The 14,878-nt window shown below is 67.9% G+C and carries 7 protein-coding genes; 5 read left to right on the plus strand and 2 right to left on the minus strand.

Annotated elements, in window-relative coordinates; all coding sequences use genetic code 11:
- Positions 1 to 64: 64 nt before the first annotated feature.
- The 5 genes from lipL (at position 65) to G6N35_RS05460 (ending at position 12,870) form a co-directional block, all read left to right on the plus strand.
- Positions 65 to 1,333, plus strand: a complete 1,269-nt coding sequence (gene lipL, locus G6N35_RS05440; RefSeq protein ID WP_197748406.1) for an esterase/beta-lactamase LipL — start codon at positions 65 to 67, stop codon at positions 1,331 to 1,333.
- A gap of 1,013 nt (positions 1,334 to 2,346) precedes the next feature.
- Positions 2,347 to 8,634: a sulfolipid-1 biosynthesis phthioceranic/hydroxyphthioceranic acid synthase gene (gene pks2 / locus G6N35_RS05445; RefSeq protein ID WP_163803330.1), complete on the plus strand. Its 6,288-nt coding sequence runs from the start codon at positions 2,347 to 2,349 to the stop codon at positions 8,632 to 8,634.
- Positions 8,635 to 8,659: 25 nt separating this feature from the next.
- Positions 8,660 to 10,096, plus strand: a complete 1,437-nt coding sequence (locus tag G6N35_RS05450) for a condensation domain-containing protein (protein ID WP_163803331.1) — start codon at positions 8,660 to 8,662, stop codon at positions 10,094 to 10,096.
- Between the two features lie 14 nt (positions 10,097 to 10,110).
- Positions 10,111 to 11,451: a WS/DGAT/MGAT family O-acyltransferase gene (locus G6N35_RS05455; protein ID WP_163803332.1), complete on the plus strand. Its 1,341-nt coding sequence runs from the start codon at positions 10,111 to 10,113 to the stop codon at positions 11,449 to 11,451.
- Positions 11,452 to 11,505: 54 nt separating this feature from the next.
- The gene (locus G6N35_RS05460) at positions 11,506 to 12,870 is read left to right on the plus strand and encodes a wax ester/triacylglycerol synthase domain-containing protein (RefSeq protein WP_246224217.1); all 1,365 of its coding nucleotides are present in this window, start codon (positions 11,506 to 11,508) and stop codon (positions 12,868 to 12,870) included.
- A gap of 1 nt (position 12,871) precedes the next feature.
- On the opposite strand, the gene G6N35_RS05465 is transcribed toward G6N35_RS05460, so the two are convergent.
- Entirely contained in the window at positions 12,872 to 13,585 is a 714-nt protein-coding gene (locus G6N35_RS05465) for a GAP family protein (protein WP_163803333.1), read from the minus strand.
- A gap of 45 nt (positions 13,586 to 13,630) precedes the next feature.
- The gene (locus G6N35_RS05470) at positions 13,631 to 14,878 is read right to left on the minus strand and encodes a glycosyltransferase (protein ID WP_163803334.1); all 1,248 of its coding nucleotides are present in this window, start codon (positions 14,876 to 14,878) and stop codon (positions 13,631 to 13,633) included.

The following is a 14,878-nucleotide window of genomic DNA, read 5'->3' on the forward strand; positions in this document are numbered from 1 at the left end:
AGCGCACCTAACGGTTTGGCAACAATTCTTCGCTCTGCTGCCTGGGCGGATTAAGTTCCTCCGTGTGGCACAAGTGACGCATGTTTCTTCGGTGCTGCCGCGGGGGGTTCAAGGGGCGGCGGACCCGAACTTTGCGTTGGCCGTGCGCAGCTTCGCCAGTCTCTTTCCCCATCCCCGGTTCGGCGGCGGCGCGTTGGCGGTGTACCTGGACGGTCAGCCCGTCGTCGATGTCTGGACCGGATGGTCGGATCGGCGCGGGCGGGTGCACTGGACCGCGGACACCGGCGCCATGGTGTTCTCGGCCACCAAAGGTGTTGCTTCGACGGTGATCCACCGGCTGGTCGACCGCGGTCTCATCGACTACGACGCCCCGGTCGCCGAGTACTGGCCGGAGTTCGGCGCCAACGGCAAGGCCCGGATCACCGTGCGGGACGTCATGCGCCACCGTGCCGGTCTGGCGCACCTGCGCGGCGTCCGGCGCCGAGAACTGCTCGATCACCGGCATATGGAGGAACGGATCGCTGCCGCGCCGGTGGGCAGGTACTTCGGCAAGCCCGCGTACCATGCGATCACCTATGGCTGGCTGCTGTCCGGCCTCGCGCGAGCCGTCACCGGGAAGGGAATGCGTGAGCTGATCCGCCTCGAAGTGGCGGAGCCGCTGAACACCGACGGCATCCACCTCGGCCGCCCGCCGGCCGGCGCACCGACCCGGGTGGCCCACATCGTCGGTCCGCAGCTCAATATTCCGAACCCGGTGTTCAACGCGGTCGCCCCGAAGATCGCCGCCCTCGAGGTCTCCGCCATCTTCGGCTCCATGTATTTCCCGGGGATGAAGGCTGTGGTGCAGGGGGACATGCCGCTGCTGGACAGCGAGCTGCCGTCGGCCAATGGCGTCGCGACCGCGCGCAGCCTGGCCCGGATGTACGGCGCAATCGCCAACGGCGGCGAGATCGACGGCCAGCGGTACCTGTCCTCGAAGCTGGTCGCCGACCTGACCGGGCGGCCGAGCCTGGCCCCGGACCGCAATCTGATCCTGCCGATGGCGTTCCACCTTGGCTATCACGCCCTGCCGTTCCCCGGCGTCCTGCCCGGGTTCGGTCACGTCGGCCTGGGCGGATCACTCGGTTGGGCCATTCCTGACAAGGGGTTGTCCTTCGGCTTCGTGCACAACCGGCTACTGACCCCGTTCGTGCTGACCGATCAGGCCGGTTTTGTGGCGACGGCAGCATGGATCCGCCATGGTGCGGCGGCCGCGCGCAAGCACGGTTTCACCCCGGTACGGGAGTCCGGCGCCACCTTCGCGCCGCCCTCGGCCGGGGTGGTCGCGGGCTAGCACCCGGCGCTCTGGTGTCCCCGGCTGGCACTCCATCGTGTCGGCGCATCGGCGCATCGGCGTGTCGCGCGAGACTCGCCGCGCCTATCGGATGCAAAGCACGCTCTTAACTGGCTCACAGCAAACTTCGACTGAGCCCGCAAAGGCCCTTTGACTAGCAGTGACGGGGGTCACGTTCCGGTCCTTTCCGGATACCGCCTACGCATTTCCTGAGGCAACTACCGCCATTAATGACGAATAGCCGGTCGTTTAACAAACGGCATTTGCTGACTCTTCTAAATATCTTCGAATTACCCGATAATCGCTACGTTTCGACGGTCCTGAATGCGGCCTGAAGCCTGGCTAATGAAGCGCTGAGACGGTGCTCTCAGGCTGCTCTCAGGTCAATTGCCATCTGGTGTGTTGTGGATCGAAAATCCCAGGTCGCTTGATTAAGAGAAGCTGAGGCGCGGTAGCGGAAACTCTCAGGAATGCCCGTGTGGCGGACCTCACAAGCGGGCTCTGTCACCGGTCGGGCGGCGTTATTCGGCGACGCTCTCCTGGGGTTCTGGGTGCCGTGCCGTGGGCGCCGTGGATGCCGAAGTTCGATTATTTGCTATGCCGTCATAATGGCGTTGTAACGCTCAACTTGCGTTAGTTAACCTGCTGCAACGGCGGCGGGGACCTGCTTCGTGGCGGCCAGGCCCGCGGTGGCGGTCTGCCCCGGATCGCATTTTCGCAGGAAAACCCTTGTCCCACATGGGCTTTCGGGGGAGCGGAGCGGGAATTTCGGGGGTGTTTGCGCTACGGGTTGCGGAACTCCCAGCTACCGGATATCCGCTGAGCTGCGGGTCGCTGTTGTCGTGCACGGTAACATTGCCCAATCTCCAATCAAAATCACAAAACATTTGTCGCAGTCGTTAGAAAAAGCCGCTAAGCTACCGAGCACGTTGGCAACTTCGCTTGAGGCTCCCGAACGAGAATCGAACAAGCTGCCGTGCCCCGCGTTGATGAAGAGTGAGGTGTGAGCGGACGTGCGTGAGACATCTGTCACCCCGGTTGCAGTCGTTGGTATGGCCTGCCGGCTGCCTGGAGGGATCGACTCTCCTCACAAGCTGTGGGAGGCGCTGCTCGACGGCGCCGACCTCGTCACCGAGATTCCCGCCGATCGGTGGGACGCCGACGAGTACTACGACCCCGAGCAGGGTGTGCCGGGTCGGTCGGTGTCGCGCTGGGGCGCGTTCGTTGACGACGTGACGGGGTTCGATCCCGACTTCTTCGGCATCAACGAGCGCGAGGCCACCGCGATGGACCCGCAGCACCGCATGCTGCTGGAAACCGCGTGGGAGGCCGTGGAGCATTCCGGGCACACGCCCGCGCAGATGTCGGGGACCTCCACCGGTGTCTTCATCGGTATGTCGCATGACGACTACGCGATGGTCACCAGCGCCGCTGGCGCCTATGACCAGGCCTACGCCTTCACCGGCACGCCGTTCAGCATGGCCTCCGGCCGTATCTCGCACGCCCTGGGCCTCAAGGGCCCGGCGCTGACCATGGACACCGCGTGCTCCTCCAGCATGGTGGCGGTCCACGCCGCCTGCCGCAGCCTGCACGACGGCGAGAGCGACATGGCGCTGGCCGGCGGCGTGATGCTGATGCTCGACCAGCGGCTGTACGCCTCGGCGTCAGGCCAGGGCATGCTGTCGCCCACCGGGCACTGCCACGCCTTCGACGTCGCCGCCGACGGCTTTGTGCGCTCCGAGGGCTGCGGCATCGTCCTGCTCAAGCGTCTGGATGACGCCCAGCGCGACGGCGACCGCATCCTGGCCGTCATCAGGGGCACCGCCTCCAACCAGGACGGCCGCACCGAGAACATCCTCACTCCGTCCACCGAGGCGCAGATCTCGGTGTTCCAGGCCGCGCTGGCCGCAGCTGACGTCGACCCCACCACGGTGGGCATGGTCGAGGGCCACGGCACTGGCACCCCGGTCGGTGACACCAAGGAGTTCACCAGCATCTCGACCGTCTACGGCACGGCGGGCCCATGCGCGCTGACCTCGGTCAAGACCAACTTCGGCCACGCCGAATCCGCTGCGGGCGTGTTGGGCCTGATGAAGACCGTACTGTCGGTGCACCACGGTGTGATTCCCCAGAACCTGCACTTCAACCGTCTGCCCGAGCATCTGGCGAAGGTCGAGACCGGATTGTTCGTCCCCGTCGAGGCCGGCGAATGGCCGGTGGGGGAGCAGGCCGGCCCGCGCCGTGCCGCCGTGTCGTCCTACGGTATGTCGGGCACCAACGTCCACGCCGTGCTCGAGCAGGCGCCCCAGCCGGTCTCCGGCGACGCCGCGACGACCACCGACGCCGAGTCCGGTCTGCTGGTGTTCCCGGTCTGCTCCACGTCGGCCGACGAACTGCGCCGTACCGCTGAGCGCCTCGCCGACTGGGTGGAGAACAGCGCCGCCGAGCTGTCGCTGCGCGACCTCGCCTATACGCTGGCCCGCCGTCGCGGGCACCGACCGGTGCGCACCGCGGTCATCGCCGCGGACCGCGCCGAACTGGTCGAGCGGCTGCGCGAAGTGGCCAAGGGCGACGATCCCTACCAGGCCGCCGTCGGCCACGACGACCGGGGCCCGGTGTGGATCTTCTCAGGTCAGGGTTCGCAGTGGGCGTCGATGGGCGTGGGCCTGCTGGCCACCGAGCCCGTCTTCGCCGCCACGATCGCCGAGATCGAGCCGCTGATCGCCGCGGAGTCCGGTTTCTCGGTCACCGAGGCCATCACCGCCCCCGAGACCGTCGAGGGTATCCACAAGGTTCAGCCGGCCATCTTCGCTATGCAGGTGGCCATGGCGGCGACGATGCGGGCTTACGGCGTGCAGCCGGGCGCCGTCATCGGCCACTCGCTGGGTGAGGTCGCCGCGGCCGTCGTCTCGGGTGCGCTCTCGCTCGAGGACGGCGTCAAGGTCATCTGCCGTCGGTCACTACTGTGCCTGCGCCTGGCCGGTGGCGGTGCGATGGCATCGGTGGAGATGCCGGCCCAGCAGGTCCGTGAAGAACTCGAGAAGCAGGGCATCGAGGATGTCGTGGTCGCCGTCGTGGCGTCCCCGAACTCGACCGTGATCGGCGGCGCCACCCAGACCGTCCGCGACATCGTCGCCGCCTGGGAGCAGCGCGAGATTATGGCCCGTGAGGTCAACGTGGACGTCGCCTCGCACTCACCGCAGGTCGAGCCGATCCTCGACGAGCTCTCCGAGCTGCTCGCCGACATCACCCCGATGGCCCCGGAGATCCCGTACTACTCCGCGACCTCGTTCGATCCCCGCGAGCAGCCGTACTGTGATGCCGACTACTGGGTCGACAACCTGCGCCACACCGTCCGCTTCTCGGCGGCCGTGCAGACCGCGTTGGAGGACGGCTTCCGGGTGTTCGGCGAGCTCGCTCCGCATCCGCTGCTGACCCGCCCGATCGACCAGACCGCCGCCACGCTGGACATCTCGGTGGCCGCCGTTGCCGGCATGCGTCGCGGCCAGGAGGTCCCGAACGGACTCGGTGAGTTCCTCGGCAACCTCTACGCCGCTGGTGCCCAGGTCGACTTCTCGGTGCTCTACCCGGCCGGTGAACTGGTAGACGCCCCGCTGCCGACCTGGACCCACCGCAGCTTGATGCTGGTGTCCGATGGTGCTGAGCAGCAGCGCGGCGCCCACCTGGTGGCCGCCCACCCGCTGCTCGGATCGCACGTCAGGCTGCTCGAGGAGCCGGAGCGGCACGCCTGGGCGGCTGAGGTCGGCACCGCGGCGCACCCGTGGCTGGTCGACCACCAGGTCAACAACGTGGCCGCCCTGCCCGGCGCCGCGTACTGCGAGATGGCGCTGGCGGCGGCCCGCACCGCACTCGGCGATGCCTCCGAGGTCCGCGACGTCACCTTCGACGCCATGCTGCTGCTCAACGACGAAACCCCGGTCAGCGCCGTGGCCTCGGCGCAGACGCCGGGGGCCCTGGAGTTCGTCGTCGAGACCGACCACGACGGCGAGCGGGAGCGGCGGGCCAGTGCGGTCCTGAACACCGCCGACGTCGACGAGGCGCCCGCCTCCTACGACATGGATGCGCTGCTGGCCAGCCACGGCAACAGGGCCGACGGCAGCGAGGTTCGGACCTGGTTCGACGGTCGCGGCGTGCAGTTCGGCCCGGCCTTCACCGGCCTGGTGGCGGTGAACTCCGGTGACGAGTCCGCCGACACCGTGCTGGCCGAGATCGGCCTGCCGTCCTCGATCCGCAACCAGCAGACCGCCTACGGCGTGCACCCCGCGCTGCTGGACGCCTGCTTCCAGTCGGTAGCCGCCCACCCGGGCGTGCAGTCCTCCGGCACCGGCGGGCTGCTGCTGCCGCTGGGCGTGCGCCGGCTGCGGGTGTACGGCCCGACCCGCAATGCCCGCTACTGCCTGACCCGGCTGGCCTCGCTGGACGGTTCGACCGTCGAGGCCGACATCGAGCTGCTCGACGACTACGGCACCGTGCTGTGCGGCGTGCAGGGTCTGCGGATGGGCAGCGGGATGTCGGAGGCCCACGAGGGCGATCGGGTGCTCAACGAGCGCCTGCTGGCCGTCGAGTGGCGCCAGCAGCAGCTGGCCGAGGTCACCCACGCGAACTCGGCGACCTGGCTTGTGGTCAGCACCTCCGACGCCGCGGACCTGCTGTCCTCGGCACTGACCGATGCGCTGAAGCTCAACGACGCCGATGTGACCACCATGTCGTGGCCGCAGCAGGCCGATCACGCCTACAACGCCGAGATGCTCGGGTCGTACTTCGCCGGGGGCGGTTTCGACAACGTCGTGGTGGTGACCCCGGCGCACAACGGCTGCCCCGAGGAGCAGCTGCCGCTGCGCGGTGGCGAGCAGGTTCGGCACCTGGTTCGCATTGCCCGCGAGCTGGCCGAGACCGCAGGGGAGCCGCCGCGCCTGTACGTGGTGACGCGCAACGCCCAGACGGTTCGCGACGACGAGCGGCCCAATCTCGAGCAGGCCGGCCTGCGTGGTCTGCTGCGCGTGATCGGCGCCGAGCACCCGCAGCTGCGGCCCACTCAGATCGACGTCGACGATGCCACGGACGCCAAGCTGATCGCCGGCCAGCTGCTGACCGGCAGCGAAGAGGACGAGACGGCCTTCCGCCAAGGCCAGTGGTACACCGCGCACCTCTACCCGAGCCCGCTGCGGCCGGATGAGCGATACACCACCGTGGTCGACCACGCCCGCGACGGCATGCGCTTGCAGATCCGTACCCCGGGTGACATCGAGACCCTGGAACTGGCCGCGTTCGACCGCATTGCGCCGGGCCCGGGTCAGATCGAGGTGGCGGTCACCGCGTCCAGCCTCAACTTCGCCGACGTCCTGCTGGCCTTCGGCCGGTACCCGAGCTTCGAGGGCCTGGCGCCCCAGCTGGGTCTGGACTTCGCCGGTGTGGTGACCGCGGTCGGTCCGCAGGTGACCTCGCACCGGGTTGGTGACCACGTCGGTGGTATGTCGACCAACGGCTGCTGGGGCTCCTTCGTCACCTGCGACGCCGACGTGGCAGTCACCCTGCCCGCGGGCCTTCGCGACGATCAGGCGGCCGCGGTGACCACCGCGTCGGCCACGGCCTGGTACGGACTGCACGACCTCGCGCACATCAAGGCCGGTGACAAGGTCCTGATCCACTCCGCCACCGGTGGTGTGGGCCAGGCCGCCATCGCCATCGCCCGCGCTGCGGGCGCCGAGATCTATGCGACGGCCGGCACCGAGGAGCGTCGCGACATCCTGCGCGGGATGGGCATCACGCATGTCTACGACTCGCGTACCCCCGCATTCGGCGAGCAGATCCGCACGGATACCGACGGCTACGGCGTCGACATCGTGCTGAACTCGTTGACCGGTGCCTCGCAGCGGGCCGGTGTGGAACTGCTGGCCTTCGGTGGGCGGTTCGTCGAGATCGGCAAGAAGGACATCTACGGCGACACCCGGATGGGCCTGTTCCCGTTCCGTCGCAACCTGTCCTTCTACGGTGTGGATCTGGCCCTGATGGCCAGCACCCACCCGGAGCAGATCCGGGACCTGCTCGACACCGTCTACCGGCTGACCGCCGAAGGTGTGCTGCCGCAGCCGGAGACCACGCACTACCCGCTGGCCGACGCCGCCACCGCGATCCGCGTGATGGGTGCCGCCGAGCACACCGGCAAGCTGCTGCTGTCGGTGCCGAAGGTGGGCCACAGCAGCGTCGTGGTTCCGCCGGAGCAGGCCCGGGTCTTCCGCCGGGACGGCTCCTACATCATCACCGGCGGTCTGGGCGGTCTTGGCTTGTTCCTGGGCGCCAAGATGGCGGCCGCGGGCTGCGGCCGGATCGTGCTGAACTCGCGTTCGCAGCCGAAGCCCGAGGCTCTGGAGGAAATCGCGCGGATGCGTGCTTCCGGTGCCGAGGTCGAGGTCGTGACCGGTGACATCGCGCAGTCCGAGACCGTCGACCGCCTGGTGGCCACCGCCACCGCCACCGGTCTGCCGGTGCGTGGTGTGCTGCACGCCGCCGCGGTGGTCGAGGATGCGATCCTGACCAACATCACCGACGAACTGGTGGACCGGGACTGGGCGCCCAAGGTGTACGGCGCGTGGCATCTGCACCGCGCCACCACCGCGCAGCCGCTGGACTGGTTCTGCTCGTTCTCCTCGGCGGCGGCCCTGATGGGCTCGCCGGGGCAGGGTGCCTACGCCGCGGCCAACAGCTGGCTCGACGGGTTCACCCAGTGGCGTCGCTCGCAGGGTCTGCCCGCCACCGCGATTGCATGGGCGGCGTGGGACGAGATCGGTGCCGGTAAGCATCTGGCCGCCGGTGGCGACACCGCGATGATCAGCCCGGAGGAAGGTGCGCACGCATTCGAGGCGCTGCTGCGCCACGATCGCGCCTACAGCGGCTACGCGCCGCTGATCGGCACCCCGTGGCTGACCGACCTGGCCCAGCGCAGCCCGTTCGCCGAGGCGTTCCAGTCCAGCTCGGATCGTCCGGCCGACACCAGCACCTTCCGTGCTGAGCTGCACACGTTGTCGCGCGACGAGTGGCCCACCCGGGTCCGCCGCCTGGTCTCCGAGCAACTCAGCCTGATCTTGCGTCGCTCGATCGACCCGGACCGGCCGATTTCCGAGTATGGTCTGGACTCGCTGGGCAACCTCGAACTGCGTACCCGGATCGAGACCGAGACGGGTATCCGAGTGCGGTCGATGGACATCACCACCGTCCGGGCGCTGGCCGAGGGCCTGTGCGAGACGTTGGCCGGTGTGATTTCGTCAGCTCCATCCCGCTGACAGGCGCGAATAGGGGAACAACAGATTGGTTGCGCTTACAGCAATCCATGACTGGGTTGACGCGCCGGGGACGGTTACCTCGTGGAGCCCGTCTCCGGCGTGCCTGAAGAAACTACAGGACGCCCCAGTCAGTGATGTGCCTGCCAGCTATCAGCAGGAGCAGCACATCCGGACCTACCGGAAGCATTCGGCCAACGGGCTGGAGATGGCCCGGCTGCTCATCCCGGCCTGGAACATGCCCGGCAAGTGTGACATCCGGGCGATGACCTATGTCATCAACTCTTACCTGCGCCGGCACGACACCTACCACAGCTGGTTCGAGTTCAGCGAGGACGACAGCGTCATCCGCCACACCGTGACCAACCCCGCCGACATCCAGTTCGTCGCCACCAAACAGGGTGAGATGACGGCGGCGCAGTGGCGCGACCACGTCCTGGAAACACCGAGTCCGCTGCAATGGGACTGCTTCCGGTTCGGCGTGATCCAGCGCGCCGACCACTTCACGTTCTACGTCAGCATCGACCATGTGCACGCCGATGCCATGTTCATGGTGGCTTTGTTCGTCGAGTTGCACATGAACTACGAGGCGCTGGCCGGCGGCGGTGCCCCGATCAAGCTTCCCGACGCAGGCAGCTACCACGACTATTGCGTACGCCAGCACGCCTTCACCTCGAAGCTCACTTTGGATTCGCCGGATGTGCAGAAGTGGATCGAGTTCCTGGAGAACGCCGGCGGCTCGTTGCCGACTTTCTCTCTGCCCCTTGGGGATTCGTCGGTGCCGTGCACCGGTGACCTGATCACCGTGCAGCTGATGGACGACCATGAGACCGACCGGTTCGAGGCAGCGTGCACAGCAGCGGGAGTGCGCTTCATCGGTGGTGTGTTCGCCTGTGCTGCGATCGCGCACCGCGAACTCACCGGTGATGACACCTATAACGTGATCACGCCGACCACCACCCGCAGCACACCCGAGGAGTTCGTCACCACGGGCTGGTTCACCGGGGTGGTTCCGCTGTCGGTACCGGTGGCCGCGCGCTCGTTCGCGGAGGTGGCCAAAGCGGCGCAGGAAGCCTTCGATTCGGGCATGCCGATCGCCAATGTGCCCATCGAGCGGGTCTTCGAGCTGGCCGAGTCCCTGCCGCAGATCCACACCCCGGGCCCCGGCGTGCCGATGCTGTCCTATCTGGATGTCGGGTTGCCGCCGCTGAATCCGATGATCATCGCGCAGTGGCACGGCCTCAACGGCCGGCTCTATACCGATCTCGGTGCGGCCAACCAGGTCGGTATGTGGGTGAACCGGCGGGCCGAGGGCACCAGCGTCACGATCGCCTACCCGGACAACCCGATTGCCCGTGAGTCGATCGCGGAATTCGTCGAGCAGATGAAGTGCACCTACCTGCGGGTGGCTGACGGCCGCGCCGAATCGCTGTCCTCGCCGCGCATACCCAAAGCGACGGTCTGATCCCGGTGGCGGGGGTGTCAGACAACGTCGTTCCCTACACCGACCAGGCGCTGTTCCTGGCACTGCGCGGAACCGGCGAAGAAGCCGCCATGCAGATCGTCTGGACCTACGAGCATCCGGTTGACATCGATGGGCTGCGGCGGTTCCACGCCGAGTTCGGTCAGGGCCTGGTGGCCCGGCACATCGAGCCGTCGCCCGTCCCGTTCGGTAGGCACCGCTGGGTGGCGGCGACCGGTCCGCAGTGTGACATCGACATGGACGACTCGGTGCGTCCGCGCGCCGAGCTACTGGACTGGGTGAACGAACACCTGCAGTTGCCGATCGATCCGCAGCGCGGTCCGGGATGGCGGATGGGCGTGCAGCGGTTCGACGACGGAGCGACGGCCGTCAGCCTGGTCGCCACCCACTGTGTGGCCGACGGCGGCGGGTTCATCGGCCGTGCCATCGACACCATCAACGGCAAGAGTCGCGATCTGGGCTATCCGCGGGCCGGTTCACGCACCCGCCGCCAGGCGGTGGCCGCGGATCTGCGGCAGACCGCACGCGACTTGCCGGAGATCATCCGCACGTTGGGCCGTGCGGCCAAGGTCGGCGTGGCGCGACGCCACGAACTGGTGCGGCCGAAGACCGCACAACCGGCCGTCACCGGCGGTAAACATCGGGTCCAGGTGCCGAATGTAGCGGTCTACATCGATGCCAAGGGTTGGGATGCGCGCGCGGAAAGCCTTGGCGGCAACTCCTATTCACTGCTGGCGGGATTCTGCGCCAAGCTGGCCGAGCATCAGGGCCGGGTGCGCGCCGCCGACGGTGTGGTCACCCTGATGATTCCGGTCAGTGAACGCGAGGGCGACGACGACACCGGCGGCAATGTGGTGTCGATCGCCAACGTCAGCTTCGATCCCACGCAGGTGACCAAGGATCTGTCGGGTCCCCGCGCCGCTATTCGCCAGGGGCTCAAGACCGCCCGCGAAGTGCCCGACGAGATGGTGCAGCTGCTCCCGCTCATCCCGTTCCTGCCCAAGCGGGCCTTCGCCAAGACCGTGGACATGACCTTCGGTTTCTCCGAAGACCTTCCGGTCTCGTGCTCGAACTTGGGGGATCTGTCGGCGAGCCTTCTCAGTGTCGACGGCACCCCGGCCGAGTACATCAACCTCCGCGGCGTAGACAGGTATATCACCGACGAGGCGCTGCAACGTCGCTGCGGCGTCCTGACACTGGTGTCGGGGCGGGTCGGTGACCAGGTGACCATCGCGGTGGTGGCCTGGCAACCGGGTCTGGAGAACACCACGGCGCGGCTCCGCGACGTGGTGGCCCAGACCCTTGCAGAGTTCGAGCTGACCGGTGTGATCGAGTGAGGTTCACCTTTGACAACTGAAACACGGCCCAAGCGAAAGCTTTTCACGCGTCGCGTGGCAGGCTCCGAGCCCTCCGAGCATCGCCTGGAGTTCCTCGACCAGACGGCGTTCGAGTTGATGCGCGCCACCGGCCGCAGTCAGCTGATGCAGTGCATCTGGGTCTACGAGCACCCGGTGGACATCGACGGTCTTAAGCGGTTCCACAAGAACTTCACCGCTTCGCTGGGCAGTCGGCTGATCGAGCCCTCGCCCTTGCCGTTCGGTCGGCCGCGCTGGGTGGACCCGGTGGGGCCGTCGGCCCCGATCCGGTTCGCCGAGCAGGCCCGTCCGCGCAGCGAATTGATGGACTGGGCCGACGAACTCGGCACTTTGCCGATGGATCCCGAGCACGGTCCCGCGTGGCATCTGGTGGTGCAACCGTTGACCGACGGCTCGACCGCCGTCTCGATGCTCGGCTCGCACTGCATCGGTGACGGTGTCGGTGCATTGCTGGCCATTTTCGAGGCGGTCACCGGCAACATCCGCGATATCGGGTACTCGCCGCCGAAGTCGCGGTCGACCGTCCAGGCGTTGCGCGCCGATCTGCGCCAGGCGGTCCGTGACCTGCCCCTGACCGCGCGCACCGCCGTCAAGGCAGCGAAGCTCGTCGCCGCCCAGCGCAAGGAGTTGGCCCGGTCTCGTGCGCTGCAACCGGCTCCTGAAGCGGGAGTCGACCTCGACAGCACGGTGGTAGTGCCGTCGGTGGCCGTGTTCGTCGACGCCGAGCAATGGGATGCCCGGGCCAAAGCCCTTCAGGGGAACAGCTATTCGCTGGTCGCCGGGTTCGCTGCGAAGCTGGCCGAGAAAGTGGGCAGGCGCCGCGCTTCCGACGGTGCGGTGACCCTGGTGATCGCGATCAACCTGCGGGAGAGCCTGGACGACGACCGGGCGCTGGCCATGGCGTTCGCCAACGCCACGGTCGACCCGAGCCAGGTCACCACCGACCTGACCGAGGCCCGCGGGGTGGTCCGCACCGCTCGCGAGACCGCCAAGTCGGAGCCGGACCCGACCATCGAACTGCTGCCGCTGATGCCGTGGTTGCCCAAGCCTGCGGTCAAAGGCGTTGCAGAGCTGTTGTTCGCCTACTCCGAGGACCTGCCGGTGTCGTGTTCGAATCTCGGTGACCTGCCCCCGCAGCTCGCCCAGGTGGACGGCACCGACGCCGAGTACGTGCTGATCCGCGCGCTCGACCAGCACGTCACCATGCGCGAAATCCAGCGCTCGCACGGCCAACTGGTGGTGGTGTCGGGGCGGATCAACGGCAAGGTGGTGGTGTCGGTGGAGGCGTATCAGATCGGCGCGGAGAACACCAAGCCGTGGTTGCGGGCCCTGGCCGCCCAGACGCTGGCTGACTTCGAGCTGACCGGCAGCATCGAGTAACTCAGAGGCTGGCGATCCCGGCGACCAGCAGGATGGTGCCCACCACGCCGAGGACCAGCGCGGCCTGCCACCGGGTGCGGGCCCGGATCCAGGTGTTGAACGCCTGCACCCGGGCGGCCGTGCGCTGGGGGGCGATCAGGTAGCTCACCAGCGGCACCGCCGAGATGACGTTGGCCAGGAACAGGAACACGAACAGCGCCAGCGCCTGCATCGCGGGTGGTTCGTTGGAGGCGATGATCAGCGCCAGCAGCGCCATGTATTCGACGCCGGGCATGGCCAGCCCGAGGCCGGCAAAGCTGGAGAACCAATGTGATTCGCCGTGAATGATGTTCTTGGCGCGGATCGCCACCCGGCCGGTGGTGGTCGTCGGGACGTCGGCCGAGCCGTCCTCGTCGGCCGGGTCCGGTGGAGCCAGCGGGTTTCGCGCCAGGCGGCCGAGTGGAATGTTGCTGCCCAGGATCGCGGCGATCACCAGAACGGCGATCCCGATGCCGATCTGGATCTTGGAGCCGTTGAAGTTGGTGGGCCCGAACAGCCCGCGGTGGAACACGAACAGCACGAGCAGTCCGACGCTGGCGCTGAGGGTGACGCCGCTCAGCATAAAGATCAGCAGCTGGCGGATGGGATGACGCCGGGTGAGCATCAGGGCGATCATGCCGATGCGGGTCGGTTCGAAATTGACCGCGATGGCGAGCACCAGCACGGTCGTCCACATGGCTGCTGACTTTACCTTGTCGGGGCGCGGCGTCCGATTCGCCGACTAGCCGCCGCGGTGTTTGCGGGCGGCCGCTTCCAGCAGGTCGGCGGCGGTGGCCACGCTGGCCGACGGCGGTGTCATCCGGGCCGCGACGGCCCGAGCCCGGGCGGCGTATTCCGGTGCGAGAACGGTCTTCAGGTCGGTGAGCAGGGTGTCTTTGGTGGTCGCCGTGAACCGTCGGGCCGCGCCGACTTTCAGCCGTGACACCTGATTTGCCCAGACCGGCTGATCGGCCCCGACCCACAGGATCAGGGTGGGGACACCGGAGCGGACGCTGGCCGATGTGGTGCCGGCGCCGCCATGGTGGACGATGGCCCGGCACAGCGGGAACACCGCGGAATGGTTCACCGACGCCACGACCTTCACCTGGTCGGTGTCCGGAACGTCGGCGACGTCCCACACGCCGGTGCAGATCAGCGCGCGCTCACCGAGTTCGGCGCAGACGTCGGTGATCATCGCGACGGCGTCGGCGGGGGAGTCGACGGGCATGCTGCCCCAGCCGAAGTAAATCGGTGGTGAGCCGGCGCCGATCCAGGAGCCGACGGCGTCATCGACCGCGGTCGGCAGCGCCATCGTCAGGGAGCCGATCAGCGGGCGCTTGCCCGACCACTCCTCGGAGAGTCCCGGAAAGAACACCGGGTCGTAGGCCTGGATCTCCAGGGCGCCGCCGTCGACAATGCGCCGGACGCCGCGGGTCGTCGCCTTGGCCAACCCCAGGGTGCGACGCTGGTCGTCCTCGGCGCTCTTGTACAACCGCCAGTGGCCCCACTCGACGACGGACCAGGCCGGCCCCAGCAGCGGGCCGGGAACCGGAACGGGCAGGGTGTGACTGTTGGGGCGGCACGGGAAGTAGTGCAGGGCGGCCAGCGGGACGTGCCGGTACTCGGCGACGTTGGCCGCGACCTCCTGGTAGGTGGTGCCGGTCAGGATCAGGTCGGCGCCCTCGGAGATGGTGGTCAGCGCCTCGTTCATCTGCGCCCAGCCGTCGCTGACGTACTCCCGGGCCTGACGGAACACCGAGATCGGGTTGCCGACCTTCCACCAGTCGGTGAACACCTCGGCTTCGATCTGCTTCTGGGAGTCCACCCCGTAGGGCAGGGCCGGCCCCAGCCCGGCGGACTCGACGAAGCCGACCAGGTTGGGCGGTACCGCCATCTGGACCTGGTGGCCGCGGCGCACGAGTTCGAGGGCAACGGCGGCACAGGGTTCGATATCCCCCCGCGTCCCGTGGACCGCCACGGCGAATTTCAT

The organism is Mycolicibacterium anyangense (genome assembly GCF_010731855.1).
GTDB lineage: Bacteria > Actinomycetota > Actinomycetes > Mycobacteriales > Mycobacteriaceae > Mycobacterium > Mycobacterium anyangense.

Excerpts from the sequence above, each read along its gene's own strand:
- G6N35_RS05470 (WP_163803334.1), bottom strand. The coding sequence starts at position 14,878 with ATGAAATTCGCCGTGGCGGTCCACGGGACGCGGGGGGATATCGAACCC.
- G6N35_RS05465 (WP_163803333.1), bottom strand. The coding sequence starts at position 13,585 with ATGTGGACGACCGTGCTGGTGCTCGCCATCGCGGTCAATTTCGAACCG.